The sequence below is a fragment of the bacterium genome, assembly GCA_019637795.1.
In the GTDB taxonomy this organism is placed as follows: Bacteria; Desulfobacterota; Binatia; order HRBIN30; family CADEER01; genus JAHBUY01.
On the sequence record JAHBUY010000004.1, the window covers coordinates 333,385 to 355,390 of the forward strand.

Here is a 22,006-nt window from a genome sequence, read left to right on the forward strand (position 1 = left end):
AATCATGTTGCTAGCTTCTTCGGATATGTGTTATGTAGTATGAATGCTGGCAACGGTCCAGTCCGGCGCGCTGCGCGGCGTCGACGGCCTCGCGGTCGCCGTCGAGTGCGACGTCTTCGGCACCCAGTCCAAGGTCTTCGTGGTCGGCCTGCCCGAGGGAGCGGTCAAGGAGGGGATGTTTCGTGTCCGCGCCGCCATCCGCAACGGCGGCTACCAGTACCCGGGGAACCGCAAGGTGGTGATCAACCTGGCCCCGGCCGACCTGCGCAAGGAGGGTTCGGCGTTCGACCTGCCGATCGCCATCGGCATTCTCGGCGCCTGCGGCCAGCTCCCGCGCGAGGCGCTGGGCGGCTATGCCGTCCTCGGCGAGCTGTCGCTCGATGGCGCGGTGAAAGCCGTGCGCGGCGCCCTGCCCATCGCCGCGGGCGCGCGCGCCCGCGGCCTGCGCGGCATCCTCCTGCCGGAAGCCAACGCGCGCGAAGCCGCCGTGGTGCAGGAGCTGGAGGTGCTGCCGGTTGGCACGCTCGCCGACGCGGTCGGGTTCCTGCGCGGCGAGCGCCCGATCGAGCCGACGCGGGTCGACCTGCACGCCGTCTTCAACCGCGATGGACGTGCCGAGGCCGATTTCGCCGACGTGCGCGGCCAGGACGGCGCCAAGCGGGCCCTCGAAGTCGCCGCCGCCGGCGGCCACAACGTCCTGATGGTCGGCCCGCCGGGCGCCGGCAAGACCATGCTGGCGCAGCGCCTGGGGACCATTCTGCCACCGCTCACATTGGAAGAGGCGGTGGAAGCGACGCGCGTCCACAGCGTCCTCGGCCTGATGCGCGGCCGCTCGCTGATCACCGCCCGCCCCTTCCGCGCTCCGCACCACACCATCAGCGACGCCGGCCTGATCGGCGGCGGCACCATCCCGCGCCCCGGCGAGGTCTCGCTCGCCCACCGCGGCGTGCTCTTCCTCGACGAGCTGCCCGAGTTCCGCAAGAACGTGCTCGAAGTGCTGCGCCAGCCGCTCGAGGAGCGGCGGATCACCGTCACCCGCGCCGCCGGCTCGGTCAGCTTCCCCGCCGACATCATGCTCGTCGCCGCGATGAACCCCTGCCCGTGCGGCTATCTCGGCGACGCCCAGCACCGCTGCTCGTGCACCATCCAGCAGGTGCAGCGCTATCGCAGCCGCATCTCCGGCCCCCTGCTCGACCGCATCGACCTGCACCTCGAGGTGCGCCCGGTGCCCTACGCCGAGCTCGCCACCACCGCATCCGGCGAGAGCTCCGCCACCATCCGCGCCCGCGTCCACCGCGCCCGCGCCGCCCAGCTCGAGCGCTTCGCCGGCCGTGGCCTCTACTGCAATGCCCAGATGACCACCGCCGATCTGCGCGCGGCCGCGGCCATCGACGGAGCCGCCGGCCAGCTCCTCGAGCGCGCCATGCGCAGCCTCGCCCTCAGCGCCCGCGCCTACACCCGCATCCTCAAGGTGTCGCGCACCATCGCCGACCTGGCCGGCGCCGAGTCGATCACCGCCGCCCACGTCGCCGAGGCGGTGCAGTACCGAACGCTGGACCGCGCCGTCGGATGATCCCGCCCTCTGGTCGGGGTCCGTGACCGGCCCCGGAGTGGACAGGAGGGGCGGTCGGGGTAGATACGAAGGCAGCGCTCGCTGCTCATGACCACGCCAGGGGTCCGCATCGAATCCGACAGCCTGGGCACCATCGCGGTGCCCGCCGCGCGCCTGTGGGGGGCGCAGACGCAGCGCTCGCTGCAGCACTTCGCGATCGGCGACGATCGCATGCCGGCGGCGGTCATCCACGCCCTCGGCTACGTCAAGAAGGCGGCGGCGCTGGTGAACGCGGACGCGGGCCGGCTGTCGCGCGACACGGCGGACCTGATCGCGCGCGCTGCCGACGAGGTGATCAGCGGCGCGCTCGATGACGAGTTCCCGCTCTCGGTCTGGCAGACCGGCTCGGGCACGCAGAGCAACATGAACGTGAACGAGGTGATCGCCAACCGCGCCATCCAACTCGCCGGCGGCCGCCTCGGCAGCAAGGACCCCGTCCACCCCAATGACCACGTCAACCTCGGGCAGTCGTCGAACGACGCCTTCCCGACCGCCATGCACATCGCCGCCGCCCGCGAGCTCGTCGAGCGCCTGTGCCCCAAGGTGACCGCCCTGCGCGACGCGCTGGCGGAGCAGGCGGCGGCCTGGGTCGACATCGTCAAGATCGGCCGCACGCACCTGCAGGACGCCGTGCCGCTCACCCTCGGCCAGGAGTGGTCGGGCTACGCGCGCCAACTCACCGACGCCCTGGCCCGCATCGATGCCGCGCTCGCCGGACTGTGCGAGCTGGCGCTCGGCGGCACCGCGGTCGGCACCGGTTTGAATGCACCGCCCGGCTTCGCCGCGGCAAGCGCCGCGCGCCTGGCGGCGTTGACCGGTCTGCCGCTCGTCTCGGCCCCGAACAAGTTCGCCGCCCTCGCCTCGATCGATGCCCTGGTGCACGCCAGCGCCGCCCTGCGCACCCTCGCCGGCGCGCTGCTCAAGATCGCCAACGACATCCGTTGGCTCGCCTCGGGACCGCGCTGCGGCCTCGGCGAGCTGCGGCTGCCCGCCAATGAGCCGGGCTCGTCGATCATGCCGGGCAAGGTGAACCCCACCCAGTCGGAGGCGCTGATCATGGTCTGCGTCGCGGTCATCGGCGCCGACACCGCCATCGCCATCGCGGGCTCACAGGGCAATCTCGAGCTCAACACGCTGCGCCCACTCGCCATCCACGAGTTCCTGCACGCCGCGCGCATCCTCGGCGACGCCAGCGAGTCGTTCCGCATCCACTGCGTCGCCGGCATCCAACCGGACCGTCGCCGCATCGCCGAGCTGCTCGAACGGTCGCTGATGCTGGTGACGGCGCTGACGCCGGCGATCGGCTACGACCGCGCCGCGGAGATCGCGCACGCCGCGCTGCGCGACGGCCGCAGCCTGCGCGAAGCGGCACTGGCGAGCGGCTACATCGACGCCGCCACCTTCGATCGCGTGGTCGATCCGACGAGGATGGTCTGAGACCGACCACAACCGACACAGCGCAGCGCATGCGTCGCCCGGCCGCGGCATGAGCGCAAACTGTCATCGGTGACGCCGCGCCAACACCTGGGGATGTCGAATCCGTGTCATCCCCCGCACGCGGGAGGCGGGAACGCGGCTTGCTCATCGCCGCCGGCCATGGTTCGCGTCGTACTGGCTGACGATCATGCGATGTTCCGCGAAATGATGCGGATCGCACTGGCGAAGGCGGGCGAGATCGAGATCCTCGGCGAGGCTGGCGACGGTCCGCAGTTGCTCGACGTGCTGCACCGGTTGCGCCCCGACGTCGTGCTGCTCGACTACAAGATGCCGGGCGCGCGCGACTTCCGCGGCCTGCTCGAGCAGATTCTGCAGCGCACTGCGGCGGCCCGCGCCCTGGTGCTCTCGGCGTTCGCCAACCTCGACATGGTGACCCGCGCCGCCGACGGCGGCGCCCGCGGCTACGTGCTGAAGACCACCCGCCTGTCGTCGGTCGTCGATGCCATCCACGCGGTCGCCGCCGGCGGCGTCTGGATCGACCCGTCGCTGCCGCGCAGACTGTTCGCCGAGTTCCAGCGCCGCGCCGGCGACCGCGGCGACAGCGCGCCGCTCGATGCCAGTCTCTCACGCCGCGAACGCGAGGTGCTCGCCTGCATGGCGCACGGCGACAGCAACCGCGCCATCGCCGCGAGGCTCTCGATCAGCCAGGAGACGGTGAAAACCCACCTTCGGCACGTCTTCGCCAAGCTCGGGGTGCGCAACCGGGTCGAGGCGACGCTGGTGTTCCACGGCAAGCCGCGACGCGAACCGGGCAGCGCGGCGGCCTAGCCTGGGCGAGCGAGGTGGGCCGGAAGACGGCGCGCCACGGCACCGCCCCTTTTCAGATCGCGGCGCCGCGGGCCGGCAGCGCGCGCAGCACGGGCGGCGTGAACGGCAGGGCGACGCGGAAGAGGATCCCGGTGTCGAGCGGGCGCGCTTCGACGGTCGCGCCGAGCAACTGGCCGAAGCGCTGCGCGATGGTCAGCGCCAGAATCTGGTCCGGGGTCTCGAACAGCTCGTCCGCCGCGTCCAGGGCAAGCGGTTCGGTGCGCACGCCCGCCGCCGCGGCGTCCGCGCTGCTGGCGACATCGAACACCACCGCGTCGCTGGCGGCAGTGACACGCAGCGTGACCACGCCGTCGGCGCTCCGCTTCAGCGCCGCGTCGACGAGATGGGTGAGCATGGCGTGCAGCTTCTCGCGGTCGGCGCGCACCGCCGCCGCCGGCGAGGCGCCGGCCAGCAGGGCGCACGGCGCATAGCGGGAGCGGAGCTCGACATGCCGCCGCACGGCGGCGACGATGGCGCGCACGTCGATCGGCTCGCGCCGCTCGGCGAGGTGCTCGGCGTCGCAGTGGGCGAGCGCCGCGTAGGTGTCGACGAGCTCGTGGCTCTGCCGGCCGGCCTTGCGCAACCCCGCCACCGCGCCGCGGGCGCGGGCGGACCCATCGGTCTCCTCACCGAGCACGTCGACGTAGCCGTTGATGACGTCGAGGTTGGCGCGCAGGTCGTGGCACAGCTTGGCGAGCAGAGTGACCCGCACCGCGTGCTCGGCGCGGCGGCGCTGCTGGTCGCGACCGACGTCGACCGCGGTGTCCACCAGCTCGAGGAACCGCTCCAGCCCGTCGCCCGGGTCGTGGATCGCGAACAGCGCATAGCGGCGGCGCAGCCGGCGGCGCTCACGCTCGGACAGCCCGCCGGAGATGCCGATCAGCAGCCCGCCGGCGCTGGCGACGGCGCGGCGCAGGCGCTCGATCGCCGCCGGCTCGCAGGCCGCGAGGTCCACCACCACCGGCCCCAGAGCGCCGCTGGCCGCCAGCACGGCGAGCTGACGGGTCTGCGGCACGGCGATGACCGGGTAGCCGGCGTCGCCGAGGGTGCGGGCCAGATCCGCCTGACTCGCGTCGGCCCCCGCCAGCAGCACGATCGGCGTCACGGGCCCGACGCGATGGCCGCGATTCGCTCCCTGACCGCTGTCGTCTCTCAGCATCCGCTTGGTCGCCACGCCACGTCGCCGGCCGGTGGAACCGCTCCTGCGCGAGGCCCGCACCTCGTCCAGCCGCCGGTTGCGAATCCCATGCCGCAGTCGCTCACGAGCAGCGACTGCTGGACCGGTGACGTGCGTCGTCGTTCAAGGCTCCGCCAGACTGCCAGGCGCGGCGCCGACCTGAAATCGCCGCGACGGGTGATTTTCGCCCCGTTCGCCACGGGCGCATCCCCCGTTGGCGTTGGCAGGACAGTGCCCGGCTCCCCGGCAGCCCGACGGCCCGGCCCTGCGTCACCGACGCCGGGTCCGTCCGTGGGCGGAGCCGCTTCAACGGAATCCCCTATGGCGTCGTGAGCTGGCGCGCGGAGACGGTGATCGGCTGATCGCGCTCGCGGGCGAACGCGGCGAGGTCAGCGTCGGGCGGCAGTGCGCGCGCCACGGCGGCGAACCAGTGGGTGCCGCGGTCCACGTCGGACCATTCGGTGAGGCGGTAGCCGATCGCCGGCGCCTCGCCCGGCACCCCCTCGGGAGGCGCCGGCTCGCCGGCGTCGCGGTAGACGATCGTCGGCACCAGCGTCGCCAGCGACGGACCACGCACCAGCTCGAGGGTCAGGGTCGCGTCGGCGCCACGCATCGCCACCCAGTCGCTGCGCGTGCCGTCGAGCCGAGCGGCGGCCGCGTCGCCGACGCGCACCGCTGGACGGCCGTCGGCCGCCACCTGCCACCCGCGCAGGTCGCGAAAGTCGAGCACCGCCTGCACCTCGATGCCGGCGAAGAAGTACGTCGGCGGGAAGTTGAGGCGCAGGCGCACCGGCAGCGTCATGGCGTCGCGGGTCATCAGCGTCTCGGTCTCGAAGACCGGCGTCCGCAGCCAGGAGGCGAGGCGCACCCACTGGTACTCGCGGCGGAGCACGCGCACTGGGCCGGCGCGCCAGGCGCTGAACGCGTACTCGATGTCGTCCTCGTCGCGACCGAGGGGGATGAAACCGAGGAAGCGGGCGTGGGCCCGCACCTTGAGGCGGTCCAGCAGATTGGGCCCAAAGGCGGCGCCGGGGCCGCGCACGGCGAGGTAGCGCGGAGTGGGCGCGCCGAAGCCGACGGCGACGCGCTCGCCCTCGACACGATCGGCGGCGGGATCGTAGGTCACGTAGCGGCGCGGCGAGCGCGGCGCCGCCCCACTGGTGCGGACGGCGTATACCCACGTCGCCTGTTCGCCGCGCCGGACCTCGACCTCGACGACGCATTCGCCAACCGGCAACTCGTCGCGGGTCGCGCGCCGGCCGCCGTCGGCGGCCATCCACACCAGCTCGTCGTTGTCGTCGACGATCCCGGGCGGATCGTCGAGGTTCGGCTCCGGTCCCTGATCGAGCGCCCAGCGACCGTCGCCGTCGCGCTCGTCGAGCTGCCAGGGAATGGGCGCGCAGTCCGCGGCGCAGGCCAGCAGCGCGATCTCCACCTCGGCGGCTCCGCGCAGGCAGCCGACTCCGTCGCCCGATAGTGACGCGACACCCGGCGCCGGCACCTGCGCCGTCGCCGCGCCCGCGAGCAGGAACAGCGCCGGGAGGATCGTCGCGAATCGGGTGCGACGCGGCATCAGCGTGAAACGATCACGGCTCTGTCGGCATGCGCTGCTGAGGGCAGGCGTTGAATGCCACCCCGCGACATCTGTCCCGGCCGCCGCCGTCGCCGCGCTTCGGCTCCTGCTGGGCGGCGGGGGGGCGGACCGCCCGTCGCCCATCGCCCCGGGCGCGCCTCCGCCGCTCGCGCCAGGGCCCTGCGGACCGTCGCGGGGCGGCGAGAAAGTGCAGAAGGGACGCCACAATAGCCGCCGCGGAGCGCTGTCCATTCAGCTTGACAATGGAGAATGGTGTCACGTAAGCAGCCGCCTGCTTGCCGGCACCTTGGGGGGGGCCGATCGGGCGTCACCACAGCGACAGAGGGAGGGTCTCGAATGGCGCGGCGCGCATTCAGATGGGGGCATTGGTGTCTCTTCGCGGCAGTGACATCGCTGGCTCTGGCAGGCGTGGCGTTCGGCGCTGCGCTGGATGAACGGGGCGAGATCAACCTCGGCGTCCGCGCCTACACGGCGGCGCGCGTCGGTACGCAGGACACCGACATCACGATCTGCAATCTCGTCGGCGGCAAGGTCGTCTGCGGCGGCTCGAACGGTGGCGGCCCGGCCGGCACGCGCGTCGTGAGGAAGTCGTTGACCTTCCCGGTCTCGCCCGCCGGTCACCTGCGCCAGCAGCGCTCGTACGTGGAAGCCGAGCTCGACCACAATCTCAGCCGCCTGCTCGAGGAGGGCTTCGGTCCGCTGGCGCTGCTCAACGACCTCCCGTTCCAGTTCAAGAAGTTCAAGTACCATCTGACCTACCGTGGCGAATACGAAGGCGTGTACGACTACGGTCCGGCCGAGTACCGCACCCACTACCAGTACGACAACCCGCTCCTCGTCCCGCCGTTCTCGGGCAACTTCCCCAACATCGGCCAGGCGCGCCGCCGCCTGCGCTCGGTGGCGGTCATCCGCAACCGCCTCTTCCAGGCCTACCTGGAATCGCAGGTATCGAAGCTGATGTTCCGTTTCGGCCGTCAGATCCTGTCCTGGGGACAGACCGACGCCTTCCGCCTGCTCGACAACATCAATCCGATCGACAACAGCTTCGGCGGCTTCCTGATCCCGCTCGACGAGCGGCGCGTGCCGCTCGACATGCTGCTCGCCAACTATCGCATCGGCAGCATCGGGCCGCTGTACGAAGCCTTCGTCGAGGCCTATGCGGCGATCGACGAGAAGGTCGGCTTCGACCCGGGCATCCCCGTCGGCTCGCCGTGGTCGCTGCCCAACCTGGGCTATCCGAGCGCCACCACCCAGCAGCAGCGCACGCATCCGCAGCGCACCATCAAGGACACCCGCGGCGGCCTGCGCTTCAACTTCACCGCCCCGATGCCGGTCATCGACGAGATGGAGTTCAGTCTCGCGAACTACTGGACCTATCTCGACAACCCGATGGTGCAGAGCTACGTCAGCCGCGAGTTCCCGCGCGCCATCGGCGGCTGCCCCAACGGCGGCAACTGTCCGGCGGAAGGCTTCCTCGCCAACACGGTGCAGACCGCGCCGCGGGTGATGATCTCGGGTCTGGCGTCGACCTTCGGCTTCCCCGTCGACTGGGCCCGCGCCATGTTCCTCAGCGGCCAGCCGATCATCCGCTACGAGCTCGCCTATTTCTACGGCGAGCCGCGCAACAGCCAGCAGCAGCTCGATCCGTTCATCTACGCGGTAGGCGGCTGCTCGAAGGGCCGCCTCATCGTCACCCCCGAGGGGCAGGAGCTGTGCACCGGCGGCAAGCGCTACGGCGACTCCTGGAACTTCGTCCTCGGCATCGACACCAACCAGTTCGTCCGCTGGCTGAACCCGAACCAGTCGATCTTCATCACCACGCAGTTCTTCTACAAGCACCTGAACGGCGCCGCGGCGCGCAACCGCGCCGGCCTCGGCCGCCAGGCGCCGCAGGTCTTCAACGGCGAGGTGCTCGCGGTGCCGGCGCTGACCCTGGAGCCGCCGTTCCTGACCTCCGGCGCCGCCCAGCAGGTGCTGGTGCACAATCCGGTCGACCAGTATCTGCAGACGCTGCTGCTCTCGACCTCCTACTTCAGCGGCCAGGTGTCGCCGACCTTCACCCTGGTCTACGACTGGAACGGCGCCTGGGTCGTCCAGCCGGCGGTGGTCCTCAGCCGTGACCCGTTCCGCTTCAGCTTCAGCTACAGCTACCTGACCGCCAACCACCTCTTCGGCGGCTCCGGCGTCAGTCTGCTGCGCGACCGCGACAACGTGCTCTTCCAGCTCGACTACGTCATCTGATGAGGCGATCCGAACGGCCGTTTGCACCCTGATCCGACCGGCGGGTCGCCCCTGCGACCCGCCGGCGCAACGCGGTTCCACAACCGTGGGCAACCAAGTATAGAGGCACAGGTGATTCCCCGACATTCTAGGCTTTTCGTGCTCGCGGCGGTGTGGTGCGCCCTGGCGGCGCCGGCCCGCGGCGAGGAAACCGTCGCGCCCGGCGACATCCGCCAGAACCTGTTCTCCACCTGCTTCTCGTCCGACGAGGACGGCTGGGTGGTGGGCGAGTTGGGCCGCATCTACCACACCACCGACGGGGGCAAGACCTTCTCCCGCTCGGACGCCGGCACCAAAGCGGCGTTCCTCTCGGTCGCCTGCCTGGGCGACGGCTCCGTCATCGTCACCGGCCAGAAGGGGCTGGCGATGCGCAGCCGCGACAAGGGCAAGACGTGGGAGACGCTCGACACCGGCGTGAAGCGCGACCTGCTGAGCGTCCACTTCGCGACGCCGCAGGTGGGCGTCGCGGTCGGCGATTTCGGCACCATGGTGCGCACCGAGGACGGCGGCCAGACCTGGACGAGGATCCCGCTGCCGAGCGACATCGCGCTGCCCGAGGACGTCGCCGAGATCGTCGAACCGGGCGACATCCTGCTCTACGACGTCGACTTCCCGACCCCCGAGCAGGGTTGGGCGGTGGGCGAGTTCGGCGTCATCCTCGCCACCAGCGACGGCGGCAAGACCTGGCACGCGCAGAAGGGACCGGTCGAAACGACGCTGTTCGGCGTCCAGTTCACCGACGCCAGCCACGGCTTCGCCACCGGCATCGAGCAGGTGCTCCTGCGCACCAGTGACGGGGGCGCCACCTGGAAGCAGGTGACGGTGCCGGGCCCCAAGGGATTCGTGCTCGGCCTCTACGACGTGGCGGTGCAGGGCAAGGTCGGCTGGGTCATCGGCGACAGCGGCCTGCTGTTGCGCACCACCGACGGCGGGGAAAGCTGGCAGATGGTCGAGCTGCCGATCAAGCTCGCCGGCAACTGGTTCCGCGGCATCGGCCTGACGCCGAGCACCGCCGGCATCATCGTCGGCAGCGAGGGCCTGATCCTCACCACCCAGGGCGATCAGTACAGAGAGCGCGCGGGTTCGTGATGACGTCCCGAAGCGACCACGTCATCGGAGGTCTCGCATGATTCCGCAGCGTTGGATCGAAGCCTACCTGAAGTTCCTGCTCAAGTTCCGCGGCAGCGTGACGATCGCGATCATCCTGTTCACGGCGCTCTTCTGCTTCTTCCTGACGAAGATGCGCGTGCACACGGACTTCCTCGATTTCTATCCGAAGTACCGCACCTTCGCCGACGCGTTCTCCGAGTGCCGCGAGTCGGGCAAGAGCGGCTTCAGTTGCTTCGTGCCGTCGGTCGTGAAGCCGGGGCCGAACCCGTACATCAAGATCTACACCGACTTCAAACGGATGTTCGGCAGCGCGAACATCCTCTCGGTGATCGTCGAGACCAAGAACGGGGACATCTACAATCCGGAGACGCTGCAGAAGATCGACCGCATCACCAAGAAGGTCACGCTGCTCAAGGGCGTCGTCCCCTACCAGATCCTGTCGATCGCCCACCCGAAGGTGAAGAGCATCACCGCCCGCGAGGGGGCGCTGCAGATCCGCGAGCTCTTCTACCCCGAGGTGCCGAAGACGCAGGAGGACGCCGACCGGGTCAAGTTCGCGGTCTACTCCACCAAGGGCGTGCGCGGCGTGTTCACCTCGCTCGACGACACGGCCGCCGTCGTCCACGCCGGCTTCTGGGAAGAGGCGCTCGATTTCCGCGACCTCTACTCGAGCCTGATGCAGCTCAAGGCGGAGGAGGACGACGCCAACCACACCATCTACATCACCGGCCTGCCCTGGCTGTACACGTCGGTGCTGCAGTACCTGAACCAGTTGCTCTGGATCTTCGGCCTCACCTTCATCACCCTCGCCTTCCTGCTCTACACCTACTTCCGCACCTGGACCGGCATCTGGGTGCCGATCCTCTCCGGCATCCTGTCGAGCGTCTGGGGCCTCGGCTTCGCCGCCGTGCTCGGGTTCAACTTCGACCCGCTGGTGCTGGTGATCCCGATCTTCCTCACGGCCCGCGCGCTCAGCCACTCGGTCCAATCGATGGACCGCTACCACGAGGAGTACTACCGGCTGCACGACAAACAGGAGGCGATCATCGTCTCCTACTCGCACCTCTTCCAGCCGGCGATGTCGGGCATCATCACCGACGGCATCGGCCTGCTGGTGGTCGCCGTGGCGCCGATCCCGCTGATCCAGAAGGTGGCCATCTTCGCCAGCTTCTGGATCGTGTCGATCTTCATCAGCGTCGTCACCCTGCACCCGATCCTGCTGTCGTACATCGACCCTCCGCCGCAGTCGCACGAGAACCCGGCGGCGCGGAAGGTGCCGATGAACATCTGGTGGGCGCGCGTCATCCTGTGGGGGCTGGTCGCCGCCGCCTACGGCGCCACCCACCACGGCCTCGTCCCGAACGCCTTCATCGCCTTCCTCATCATCTCCCCAGGCCTGGCCTGGTACTGGCTGCACTACGGCGATCGCGCCTACGTGGCCTGGTCGCGCTGGACGATCATCGCCACCGAGGGCGCGCGCCGCTGGTACGTGGTGGCGCTCACTATCGCGCTGTTCATCATCTTCCCGATCTGGGGCTGGACGCTGAAGGTCGGCGACATGACCCCGGGCTCGGCGCTGTTGTTCCCGGACCACCCGTACAACGTCGGCTACCACAAGCTGAACGACAAGTTCCTCGGCGCCAGCCAGTTGATCGTCATCGCCGACACCAAGCAGCCGGACGGCATCAAGAACGCCGCGACGTTGAGCGAGATCGAAGAGTTCTCCGACTACATGCAGGGGGCGGAGGGCGCGAGCGGCTCGCTCACCATCATCGACGTCGTGAAGCGACTGGCGCAGCTCTATCACGATGGCGATCCCAAGTGGGGCCTCATCCCCGAGAGCCCGAAGGAGATCGGCCAGCTCTTCTACGTCTTCACCAGCTCGGCGTCGGCCGGCGACCTCGACCGCTTCATGGATCCCTCCGGCCGCTACGGCACCGTGATGACGCTCTTCCGCGGCTACTCGCACGACATCATCGCCAACTCGATCGACTACGGGAAGCGCTTCGGCGCCGGCAAGGACAGCCGGGTCGAGTTCAAGTTCGCCGGCGGCATCTTCGGCATCCTCGCGGCGGTGAACGAGGCGGTCGAGAACTCGTACTGGACCAACCTCACCCTGATCTTCATCCTGGTGTTCATCTGCCTCTACCTCACCTACGGCTCGTTCGTCGCCGCCGGCCTGCTGATGATTCCGGTGGTGCTCTCGCAGCTCGCCTCGGAAGCGATGATGGTGTGGTTGAAGATCGACCTGAACGTGAACTCGCTCCCCATCGCGGCCGCCGGCGCCGGCGTCGGCGTCGATTACGGCATCTATCACTTCAGTCGCATGATCGACGCCTACGACGAGGTCGGCGACCTCGACGAGGCGGTGGACTACGCCACCGCCACCACCGGCAAGGCGATCATCTTCACCGGCACGACGATGATCGCGGGCACCGGCTTCTTCTACCTGTCCGACCTCAAGTTCCTGGCCGAGATGGGCCTGCTGCTCACGCTGCTGATGACCTTCAACAAGTTCGGCGCCCTGATCGTGGTGCCGGCGCTGGTGAAGGTGATCCGCCCGGCCTTCCTGCTCGACCGCGTGCCCCGCACCATCATGTCGACCGAGCAGGCGCGCGCCGCGACGCGGTCGCTGACCACCGACCGCTAGCCGCGCCCTCGTCCCGCATCACACGAACGGCGGACCGACCGACCCCAAGGAGGCAGTCTCAATGCGTTATTCACGACAGATCGCAGCGACCGCGGCGTTCCTGGCCGGCCTGGCTGCGCTCGCGCCCTGCACGCCGAGCGCCGGCGCGGCGGATGCCGGCGCCGACGGCAAGGAGTGGATCCTCGACAGCAACAACTGGCAGCAGGCCGAGGGCATGCTGCCGCCGGTGGTGCTCGAGCGGGTCAAAAAGGGCGACTACTGGTACAAGGTCGTCCCCGTCGACCCCGATCAGTTCAAGCACAATTACTCGCAGAAGTTCTGGGACGCGAGCGAGGCCAATGCCGGCAAGTTCGACCTCGATCCCAATACCTGCGGTCTCAAGGACGTGAAGACCGGCAAGGTGCCTGACTTCTACTTCGGCTACCCCTTCCCGAAGATCGACCCGAAGGAACCGCTCGCCGCGTGCAAGATGGCGTGGAATTTCGACGCCGCCAACTCGATGGGCGAGGGCCAGGGCGCCACGTTCACGCTCAACGGCATCGACACCAGTGGCGAGTTCAAGCGCATCAAGCTGTGGCTGCACACCATGGCGTTCCTCGGCCGCCACGGCGGGCCGATCGAGAACCCGGAGGGGCTGCGGGCGACGTCGCTCTCCAACGTCCTCGAACCGCAGGACGTCGACGGCGTCGGCGGCCTGACCAAGCGCGTCAACGACTGGGACTCGCAGGACAAGTCGTGGTTCTACGTCCCCGCCACCCGCCGCGTCCGCCGCGTCAACGCCGCCACCCGCTCCGATCCCGTCGCCGGCCTCGACATCTTCGCCGACGACCTCAACTGCTACGGCGGCAAGGTCGAGTACTACAAGTGGAAGGTCATCGGCGAGCAGAACATCCTGGCGCCGCTCCTGAGCCCGAAGCCGCTGGCGCAGAAGAAGACCAGCTCGCCGAGCCGCTTCGAGGTCGAGATCCCCTACTTCAAGGGCGCCTACGAGACGCCGGGCGCCAAGGGCATCCCCTGGCTGGTGGTCGACAACCTGGTGCTGGTGCCGCGCCCGGTCTACGTGCTCGAGGGCGAGTCGACCGACCCGTACTACAACTTCGGCAAGGTGATCATGTACATGGACAAGGACATGTACCGGATCTACTGGAAGCTGGTGCACAACCGCGCCGGCGAGTACTTCTACAACGCCATGTGCGCCTACCACTTCTCCAAGAACGACGATGGCACGTTCACCGCCGTCACCCCGAACATGGTGGTGGGCGTGAACGACAAGACCAACCGCGCCTGCCTGGCCGGCCGGTACAGCTCGCAGTTCATCGAGCGCGACTATCCGGACGACTACTTCTCGCTGCGCACCCTGACCCACATCTCCGACTGATCCAGGAGCGCGACCAGCGCCTCACGGAAAAAGAAGAGGGGGCGGAGTGATCCGCCCCCTCTGTCTTTTTGGCCGACCGCGAACCGCTCAGCCGCCGCTCAGCCGCTCCCGGAGCAGGCGGCCGAAGTAGCCCTCCTGCTCCCGCCCGGCGATGAGCTCGAATTCCCCCTTGTCGAGCCAGAGGCCGCCGCAACTCGGGCACTCGTCCACGGTCACGTCGTGGTGCACCCGCTCCACGAGCTCCGAGTGGCAGCGCGGGCACTGCATGGTCGCCGTCGGCTTCTGCAGTGCCTGCCGGCGCTGCTGCCGCATCTTCTCCAGCAGCTCTCGGTCGCGCCGGCCGAAGTAGTCGTCTTCCTGCCCCTTCTGCCGGTCCCGGAGCTTGTCGCCGAACCGGTCCCGCTCAGTGTCCGCCATCGTCCTCGCTCCTTCCTGATCGTCGGCGCCGCTGCCCGCCGGACATCGAGATCGTGTAGCAGGTCAGAGCGACCCTGTCGCCCAGCCGATTCTCGCCCGCGGCGTTGCGCCGGTGCACTTCGTGCTTACCATCGCCGCGTCGATTTGTGCAGCCGGTCGACAATCCGCCGCACCAAGAAGGAGCCCATGAATCTCAACCGCCTGACCGAACGGTCGCAGGAAGCGATACGCGACGCCCAGGGACTCGCGACTCGGGCCGGCAACCAGGGCGTCGACGTGGAGCACCTGCTCCTCGCCCTGCTCCAGCAGCGCGAGGGCATCGCCGGGGCGCTGCTGCAGGCCGCCGGGGCCGATCCGAGCGCTCTGCAGGCGCGCCTCCAGCAGGAGGTCGACCGCCTGCCCAAGGTGAGCGGCCCGGCCGCCCGGCCGGACCAGGTATTCGTCACCCAGCGGTTGAGCCAACTCATGACCAAGGCCGAGGACGAGGCCACGGCGCTGAAGGACGATTACGTCAGCGTCGAGCATCTGATCCTCGCAGCCCAGGCCGACGGCGGAGCGACCGGGCGTCTGTTCCGTGAGCAGCGCCTCACCCGCGACGCCCTGATGAGCGCCCTGCAGAAAGTGCGCGGCAGCCAGCGGGTGACCAGCCAGAATCCCGAGGGCACCTACCAGGCGCTCGAGAAGTACGGGCGCGATCTGACCAAGCTGGCCGCGCTCGGCAAGGTCGATCCGGTGATCGGCCGCGACGAGGAGATCCGCCGCGTCATCCAGGTCCTGTCCCGCCGCACCAAGAACAACCCGGTGCTCATCGGCGAGCCCGGCGTCGGCAAGACCGCCATCGTCGAGGGCCTCGCCCACCGTATCGTCCGCAAGGACGTGCCCGAGGGCCTGAAGGATCGCCGCCTGGTCGCGCTCGACATGGGCGCGCTGATCGCCGGCGCCAAGTTCCGCGGCGAGTTCGAGGAGCGTCTCAAGGCGGTGTTGAAGGAGGTCCAGGACGCCGCTGGCGAGGTGATTCTGTTCATCGACGAGCTGCATACGGTCGTCGGCGCCGGCGCCGCCGAGGGCGCCATGGACGCGGGCAACCTGCTGAAGCCCATGCTGGCGCGCGGCGAGCTGCACTGCATCGGCGCCACCACCCTCGACGAGTACCGCAAGCACATCGAGAAGGACGCCGCCCTGGAACGGCGCTTCCAGCCCGTGCTGGTGGATGAGCCGACCGTCGAGGACACGATCTCGATCCTCCGCGGCCTCCGCGAGCGCTACGAGATCCACCACGGCGTGCGCATCAAGGACAGCGCCATCGTCGGGGCGGCGACGCTCTCGCACCGCTACATCACCGATCGCTTCCTGCCCGACAAGGCGATCGATCTGGTCGATGAGGCGGCCGCCAAGCTGCGCACCGAGAACGATTCGATGCCCGCCGAGCTCGACGAGGCCTCGCGCCGCGTCATGCAGCTCGAAATCGAGCGCGAGGCGCTCAAGAAGGAGACCGATGCCGCGTCGCGCGACCGGCTCGCCAAGCTGGAGAAGGAGCTGGCCGAGCTGCGCGAGGAGACCGACGGCCTGCGCGCCCGCTGGCAGCAGGAGAAGGAGGCGATCGGCAAGCTGCGCTCGATCCGCGAGGCGATCGAGAACACCAAGCAGGAAATCGACCAGGCGGAGCGGAGCTACGACCTCAACCGCGCCGCCGAGCTCAAGTACGGCAAGGTGATCGAGCTCGAGAAGCAGCTCGCCGCCGAGGAGCAGCGGCTGCAGGCGGGCGGCGCCAGCCGGCTGATGAAGGAGGAGGTCGACGAGGAGGACATCGCCGAGGTGGTGGCACGCTGGACCGGCATTCCCGTCAGCCGTCTCATGGAGGGTGAGGTGCAGAAGCTCCTGCAGCTCGAGGCGCAGTTGCACCAGCGGGTCATCGGCCAGGATGAGGCGGTGCGCGCCGTCGCCGACGCCGTCATCCGCGCCCGCTCCGGACTGAAGGATCCCAACCGCCCGATCGGCTCGTTCATCTTCCTGGGGCCGACCGGCGTCGGCAAGACGGAGGTCGCGCGCGCGCTCGCCGAGTGCATGTTCGACGACGAGGGCGCGATGATCCGCCTCGACATGTCGGAATACATGGAGAAGCACACCGTCGCCCGGCTGATCGGCGCCCCGCCGGGCTACGTCGGCTACGAGGAGGGCGGCCAGCTCACCGAGGCGGTTCGCCGCCGGCCGTACAGCGTCATCCTGTTCGATGAGATCGAGAAGGCCCATCACGACGTGTTCAACGTCCTGCTGCAGATCCTCGACGACGGCCGGCTCACCGACGGCCAGGGCCGCACGGTGGACTTCAAGAACACGGTCGTGATCATGACCTCCAACGTCGGCAGCCCGATCATCCTCGGCTACCGCGGCGGCGCCGACCCGCAGGCGCACGAACGGATGCGCGAGGAAGTGCTGGAGGCGCTGCGGCAGCAGTTCCGGCCCGAGTTCCTCAACCGCGTCGACGAGATCGTGGTCTTCCAGGCCCTCAGCCGCGAGCAACTCAAGCGCATCGTCGAGATCCAGTTGGCGCGACTGCGCACCCGCCTGGCGGAGCGCGCGATCGAGCTCACGCTCACCGATCGGGCGCTCGAGCACTTCGCCACCGTCGGCTACGATCCGGTCTACGGCGCCCGGCCCCTCAAGCGCCTGCTGCAGCGCGAGCTCGAGACCACCCTCGGCCGTCGCATCATCGCCGGGGAGATCCGCGACCACAGCCGCGTCGCGGTCGACGCCGAGCACGGCGAGCTCCGCTTCTCCTCCGAACCGCTCCCGAGCGCGGCATGAACCGAGCGGGCAGCGCGGATCTCGCGGCCGGGACGCCCCTCGCCCGTGAGATCCGCGATTCCGCCCGCGCTCACCCGGTCGCGAGGTTGGCCGGCATCACCGCCGGCAGCGTCCGCCGGTAGCTGGCGTAGCGATTGAGGATCCGCTCGACGTACCCGACCACCGCGCGCCCCTGGGCGAAGCCGTGGCGCGTCGCCGACGCCACCTGCGGCTCCTCGAGCAGGCCGACCATGACGTCCATCGCCCCGTCCCAGCGCAGCGGATCGTAGCCGAAGCGGCGCGCCAGCTCCTGGGCGTCGCGGACGTGCCCCATGCCCATGTTGTACGCCGCCAGCATCAGCGCCAGGCGGTCGCGCTCCGGCGCCGCCGCGTACTCCCGCACCAGGCGCTGCAGGTAGCGCACGCCGGTCCGCACGTTGGCCTCGGGCTCGTGGAAGCGCAGCTCGCCGACGTCCTCGGCCGCCGCCGGCATCACCTGCATCAACCCCACCGCGCCGGCGGAGCTGCGGCTGTCGGCATCGAAGCGCGACTCCTCGTAGATCACCGCCGAGACGAACCGCCAATCGAGCCCGGCCGCCTCCGCGTGGCGGGCGATCATTTCATCGTACGACGAGAGCACCGGCCGCACGTACTCGGGCTCGAGCTCGGGAATCGCCTGCTTGACGACCTCGTCGACCTTGATCGTCCAGCCGTCGATCTGCACCGACCAGCGCGGTCCGCTCGGGGCGGCGGCGATCACGCCGGCCGGCGCCGCATCGACCTCGGGCGTCGCTGCGGACGCGGCGACGTCATGGACCATGCGGTGGCCGACGCCGATCGCCACGAGCGCTCCCACCCAGGCCGTCACGGCGCAGCCGATGTAGAACCGGACCCCCATCGAGCCCGTACTCTGCCCAAGCCCTCTCGCGGCGGCAAGTCGCGCGCCCCTTGCGCGCGGGGGCGCGCGAGCGATGCCGCGGCAGGCGGCGCAAATTGACACACGCCGCGCTTTCCCCGTAGCTTCGCCTGGGATGGTCGAGCAGGCACACGGAGACCAGGGACTCCAGACGCGCGATCGGATCCTCGCCACCGCCGCCCGCCTCTTCTCCGAGAACGGCTATGAACACACCCCGCTCTCTCAGGTGGCGCGCGAGGCGCAGGTCAGCAAAGCGCTCGTCCTCTGGCACTTCGATTCCAAGGAGGCGCTGTTCCGCGCCGCGCTCGGGCGCACGCTCGAGCCGTATCACCTCGATCTCGAGGACCTCGAGGGCCTCGACGAACGCGCCCAGATCGAGCTGCTGATGGACCGCTTCTTCGAGTTCGTCCGCGGCAACGTCTACTCGGTGCGCTTCCTGTTCGGCCTGCTGATCCGCCCCGAGCCCAAGCGCGACGACGTCATCGGCAGGATCAGCGACCTCTACGAGCTGTTCCGCAGCGTGCTGGCCGACATCATCGAGCGCGGCCGGGCCCGCGGGATCTTCCGGGCCGACGTCAATCCCCGCCTCGACGCCTCGCTGATCCTCGTGTCGCTCGCCGGCATCCTGATCGAGCAACTGATGCGGGAGCAGGACGAATCAGCGGCGCTGATGGATCATCTCAAGCAGACCGTCTTTCGACGCTTGATCGCCTGAGGGTTAGGTCCTATAGAGGCCGCGAGCGTGGGGCGAGAGTTCCACCTCCGCGGGGCGCCCGAAGGCGCCCCGCGCCGGCTCCCACCGGCCACACCACCCCACCACCTCCGGGAAGCTCCACACCACCGCACCACCACGTGCCAGCGCTTCCCAGGTCTTGCCCGGCCTCAGCCGGCGCCCGTCACGAGCAACCGCTCGTCGCGCCACAGTTGAGGCATTTGTAGCAACTGCCGTTGCGAATCATGATCGAGCCGCAGTCGGCGCAGCTCGGCGCGTCCGACTGCGGGCTGAAACCCAGCCCGTCGACGACGTGATCGCCGACCGGCGCCGGCGCCGCGGACATCCGCTCCGCCGTCGAATCGCCGCGATCCGGCAGCGCCAACCCCACCGCCTCGCGCTGCTCGGGATTGAGGAACTTCGCCCCGAGGAAGCGGAAGATGTAGTCGATCAGCGACTTGGCGAGCGGGATCTCGGGATTCTTGGTGAACCCCGACGGCTCGAAGCGAACGTGGCTGAACTTGCTCACCAGCACGTCGAGCGGCACGCCGTACTGCAGCGCCATCGAGGTCAGGATTCCGATGGTATCCATCAGCCCGGAGATGGTGCTGCCCTCCTTGGCGATCTTGATGAACAGTTCGCCCGGGCTGCCGTCCTCGAACAGGCCGACGTGGATGTAGCCCTCGTGGCCGGCGATGTCGAACTTGTGCCGCACCGAGCGGCAGTCCTGCGGCAACCGCCGGCGCACCGGTCGTGCCTCGACCACCGGCGCCGCCACCTCGAGCGTCTTCTCGCTCCTCGCCGTGTTCAGCGGCTGCGTCCGCTTGCAGCCGTCGCGATAGATCGCCACCGCCTTCACGCCCAACTTCCAGGCGGCGATGTACGCCTCCATGATCTCGTCGACCGTCGCCTCGTGCGGCATGTTGATGGTCTTCGAGATCGCGCCCGAGATGAACGGCTGCACCGCGCCCATCATCCGCAGGTGGCCCAGATAGTGGATCGAGCGCTGGCCGCGCGCCGCCTTGAAGGCGCAGTCGAACACCGGCAGGTGCTCGTCCTTCAGGTTCGGCGCTCCCTCGATGGTGTCATGCTCGTCGATGTACTCGACGATCTCCTGCACCTCTTTCGACTCGTAGCCGAGCCGCTTCAGCGCCCGCGGCACCGTCGTGTTGACGATCTTCAGCATGCCGCCGCCGACCAGCTTCTTGTACTTCACCAGGGCGATGTCGGGCTCGACCCCGGTGGTGTCGCAATCCATCATGAAGGCGATCGTGCCGGTCGGCGCCAGCACCGTCGCCTGCGAGTTGCGGATGCCGTGTTCGCGGCCGGCCGCGTAGGCCTCGTCCCACACCGCGCGCGCCGCCGTCAGCAGCTCGAGCGGCACCAGCGACGGATCGAGCTTGTGGGTGCAGCTCCGGTGCTTGGCGATGACGCCGAGCATCGGCTCGCGATTCACGGCGTAGCCGGCGAACGGCCCGAGCTGGCCACTGATGCGCGCCGACTGCAGGTAGGCCTCGCCGCACATCAGCGCCGTGATCGCAGCGGCGTACTGGCGACCACCCTCCGAGTCGTACGGGAGGCCGAGCGACATCAGCACCGCGCCGAGATTGGCGTACCCGAGCCCGAGCTCGCGGAAGGCGCGGGCGTTGGCGCCGATCGCCTCGGTCGGGTAGCTCGAATTGTCGACCACGATGTCCTGCGCCGTGATCAGCAGGTCCACCGCGTGGCGGAACCCCTCGACGTCGAACTCGCCGGCGTCGCCCAGGAACTTGAGCAGGTTCAGCGACGCCAGATTGCACGCCGAGTTGTCGAGGTGCATGTACTCGGAGCACGGATTCGAGGCGTTGATGCGGCCGGTATTGGCGCAGGTGTTCCAGCCGTTGATGGTGGTGTCGAACTGCATGCCGGGATCGCCGCAGACGTGGGTCGCCTCGGCGATGGCGCGCAGCAGCTCGCGCGCCGGCATGGTCTCGCACACCTGGCCGTCGAGCACGAAGCGCGTCTGCCACGGCTTGTTCTCGACCGCCGCCTGCATGAACTCGTCGGTCGCCCGGACCGAGTTGTTGGCGTTCTGGAAGAAGACCGAGCCGTAGGCCGGCCCGTCGAGCGAGGCGTCGTAGCCCGCGTCGATCAGCGCCCAGGCCTTCTTCTCCTCCTCCTCCTTGCAGCGCACGAACTCCATCACGTCGGGGTGGTCGGCGTTGATGATCACCATCTTCGCCGCCCGGCGGGTCTTGCCGCCCGACTTGATGACGCCCGCCGATGCGTCGGCGGCGCGCATGAAGGACACCGGACCCGACGCCGTGCCGCCACCCGCCAGGCGCTCCCTCGAGGAGCGGATGCGCGACAGGTTGACTCCCGCGCCGGATCCGCCCTTGAAGATGATCCCCTCGTTCCGGTACCAGCCGAGGATCGATTCCATGGTGTCCTCGACCGACAGGATGAAGCAGGCCGAGCACTGCGGGTGGGCCTCGATGCCGACGTTGAACCAGACCGGGCTGTTGAACGAGGCCTTCTGCTCCAGGAGCAGGTGCGTGAGCTCGTCGGCGAAGATCTCGGCGTCCGCCGGCGTGGCGAAGTATCCCTGCGCCTCGCCCCAGCCGCGGATGGTTCGCACGACGCGGCCGATCATCTGGCGCACGCTGCTCTCGCGCTCCGGGCTGCCGATGGCGCCGCGGAAGTACTTCGACACGACGACGTTGGTGGCCAACTGCGACCAGGCGGCGGGGATCTCGACGTCGTGCTGCTCGAAGACCACCCGCCCCTTCTCATCCTGGATGACGGCGCTGCGCCGCTCCCAGGCGACGGCGTCGAAGGGCGCGACGTCGGGGCTGGTGAAGTGGCGCTGGAACCGCAGCCCCTCGCGCGCCGGCGCCGCTGCCACCGTCTCCGTCCCTGCCGCCGTTTCTCGCTTGGCCGCCCGCTCAGCCATCGGACCCTCTCCCCCTCACCTGCCCGGCCGCACCCGGGATCTCGTCTCGCTTCGTGTCGTGGCGACGCGTCATACCACAAGATCTAGCGGGGTCAAGTTTTTTCTTCCACTAGGGATGGGCTCGCCCGCCGACGAGATCG

General features: G+C 69.3%; 14 protein-coding genes. 9 read left to right on the forward strand and 5 right to left on the reverse strand.

Annotated elements, in window-relative coordinates; translation table 11 throughout:
• Nucleotides 1–43 precede the first annotated feature (43 nt).
• From KF840_15485 to KF840_15495, 3 genes are all read left to right on the forward strand, one after another.
• Nucleotides 44–1,573 (forward strand): YifB family Mg chelatase-like AAA ATPase, encoded by a 1,530-nt coding sequence (locus KF840_15485; GenBank protein ID MBX3026310.1) that lies wholly within the window; start codon nucleotides 44–46, stop codon nucleotides 1,571–1,573.
• An 87-nt stretch (nucleotides 1,574–1,660) separates the two neighbouring features.
• Nucleotides 1,661–3,049, forward strand: a complete 1,389-nt coding sequence (gene fumC / locus KF840_15490; protein MBX3026311.1) for a class II fumarate hydratase — start codon at nucleotides 1,661–1,663, stop codon at nucleotides 3,047–3,049.
• 204 nt (nucleotides 3,050–3,253) lie between these two features.
• Nucleotides 3,254–3,877 carry a response regulator transcription factor gene (locus KF840_15495; GenBank protein ID MBX3026312.1) on the forward strand — a complete coding sequence of 208 codons (624 nt, stop codon included), beginning with the start codon at nucleotides 3,254–3,256 and terminating at the stop codon, nucleotides 3,875–3,877.
• A gap of 52 nt (nucleotides 3,878–3,929) precedes the next feature.
• Here the strand turns inward: KF840_15495 and KF840_15500 are convergent, their stop codons facing one another.
• Both KF840_15500 and KF840_15505 read right to left on the reverse strand, forming a co-directional pair.
• Nucleotides 3,930–5,021, reverse strand: coding sequence for a HAMP domain-containing histidine kinase (locus tag KF840_15500; protein ID MBX3026313.1), 1,092 nt, complete (start codon nucleotides 5,019–5,021; stop codon nucleotides 3,930–3,932).
• 391 nt (nucleotides 5,022–5,412) lie between these two features.
• Entirely contained in the window at nucleotides 5,413–6,666 is a 1,254-nt protein-coding gene (locus KF840_15505) for a hypothetical protein (GenBank protein ID MBX3026314.1), read from the reverse strand.
• 429 nt (nucleotides 6,667–7,095) lie between these two features.
• Here KF840_15505 and KF840_15510 point away from each other — a divergent pair, with 429 nt between their 5' ends.
• From KF840_15510 to KF840_15525, 4 genes are all read left to right on the forward strand, one after another.
• Nucleotides 7,096–8,928, forward strand: a complete 1,833-nt coding sequence (locus KF840_15510) for a hypothetical protein (protein MBX3026315.1) — start codon at nucleotides 7,096–7,098, stop codon at nucleotides 8,926–8,928.
• Between the two features lie 138 nt (nucleotides 8,929–9,066).
• Nucleotides 9,067–10,056: a hypothetical protein gene (locus KF840_15515; protein MBX3026316.1), complete on the forward strand. Its 990-nt coding sequence runs from the start codon at nucleotides 9,067–9,069 to the stop codon at nucleotides 10,054–10,056.
• A 37-nt stretch (nucleotides 10,057–10,093) separates the two neighbouring features.
• Entirely contained in the window at nucleotides 10,094–12,727 is a 2,634-nt protein-coding gene (locus tag KF840_15520; GenBank protein ID MBX3026317.1) for an MMPL family transporter, read from the forward strand.
• A 61-nt stretch (nucleotides 12,728–12,788) separates the two neighbouring features.
• Nucleotides 12,789–14,105, forward strand: a complete 1,317-nt coding sequence (locus tag KF840_15525; protein MBX3026318.1) for a DUF1329 domain-containing protein — start codon at nucleotides 12,789–12,791, stop codon at nucleotides 14,103–14,105.
• 87 nt (nucleotides 14,106–14,192) lie between these two features.
• Here the strand turns inward: KF840_15525 and KF840_15530 are convergent, their stop codons facing one another.
• On the reverse strand, nucleotides 14,193–14,522 hold the full coding sequence (locus KF840_15530) for a zf-TFIIB domain-containing protein (GenBank protein ID MBX3026319.1): 330 nt from the start codon (nucleotides 14,520–14,522) through the stop codon (nucleotides 14,193–14,195).
• A gap of 186 nt (nucleotides 14,523–14,708) precedes the next feature.
• On the opposite strand from KF840_15530, the gene clpB reads away from it, so the two are divergent.
• Nucleotides 14,709–17,327: an ATP-dependent chaperone ClpB gene (gene clpB / locus KF840_15535; GenBank protein ID MBX3026320.1), complete on the forward strand. Its 2,619-nt coding sequence runs from the start codon at nucleotides 14,709–14,711 to the stop codon at nucleotides 17,325–17,327.
• Between the two features lie 70 nt (nucleotides 17,328–17,397).
• On the opposite strand, the gene KF840_15540 is transcribed toward clpB, so the two are convergent.
• On the reverse strand, nucleotides 17,398–18,204 hold the full coding sequence (locus tag KF840_15540) for a transglycosylase SLT domain-containing protein (GenBank protein MBX3026321.1): 807 nt from the start codon (nucleotides 18,202–18,204) through the stop codon (nucleotides 17,398–17,400).
• Nucleotides 18,205–18,337: 133 nt separating this feature from the next.
• On the opposite strand from KF840_15540, the gene KF840_15545 reads away from it, so the two are divergent.
• Nucleotides 18,338–18,937, forward strand: a complete 600-nt coding sequence (locus KF840_15545; GenBank protein MBX3026322.1) for a TetR/AcrR family transcriptional regulator — start codon at nucleotides 18,338–18,340, stop codon at nucleotides 18,935–18,937.
• Between the two features lie 181 nt (nucleotides 18,938–19,118).
• Here the strand turns inward: KF840_15545 and KF840_15550 are convergent, their stop codons facing one another.
• Nucleotides 19,119–21,866, reverse strand: coding sequence for a vitamin B12-dependent ribonucleotide reductase (locus KF840_15550; GenBank protein MBX3026323.1), 2,748 nt, complete (start codon nucleotides 21,864–21,866; stop codon nucleotides 19,119–19,121).
• Nucleotides 21,867–22,006 lie beyond the last annotated feature (140 nt).

Bases quoted from the DNA above. Each gene is read 5' to 3' on its own strand.
- KF840_15520 (MBX3026317.1), top strand. From the start codon at position 10,094: ATGATTCCGCAGCGTTGGATCGAAGCCTACCTGAAGTTCCTGCTCAAG.
- clpB (MBX3026320.1), top strand. From the start codon at position 14,709: ATGAATCTCAACCGCCTGACCGAACGGTCGCAGGAAGCGATACGCGAC.
- KF840_15525 (MBX3026318.1), top strand. From the start codon at position 12,789: ATGCGTTATTCACGACAGATCGCAGCGACCGCGGCGTTCCTGGCCGGC.
- KF840_15540 (MBX3026321.1), bottom strand. From the start codon at position 18,204: ATGGGGGTCCGGTTCTACATCGGCTGCGCCGTGACGGCCTGGGTGGGA.
- KF840_15485 (MBX3026310.1), top strand. From the start codon at position 44: ATGCTGGCAACGGTCCAGTCCGGCGCGCTGCGCGGCGTCGACGGCCTC.
- KF840_15505 (MBX3026314.1), bottom strand. From the start codon at position 6,666: ATGCCGCGTCGCACCCGATTCGCGACGATCCTCCCGGCGCTGTTCCTG.
- fumC (MBX3026311.1), top strand. From the start codon at position 1,661: ATGACCACGCCAGGGGTCCGCATCGAATCCGACAGCCTGGGCACCATC.
- KF840_15495 (MBX3026312.1), top strand. From the start codon at position 3,254: ATGATGCGGATCGCACTGGCGAAGGCGGGCGAGATCGAGATCCTCGGC.
- KF840_15550 (MBX3026323.1), bottom strand. From the start codon at position 21,866: ATGGCTGAGCGGGCGGCCAAGCGAGAAACGGCGGCAGGGACGGAGACG.
- KF840_15530 (MBX3026319.1), bottom strand. From the start codon at position 14,522: ATGGCGGACACTGAGCGGGACCGGTTCGGCGACAAGCTCCGGGACCGG.
- KF840_15545 (MBX3026322.1), top strand. From the start codon at position 18,338: ATGGTCGAGCAGGCACACGGAGACCAGGGACTCCAGACGCGCGATCGG.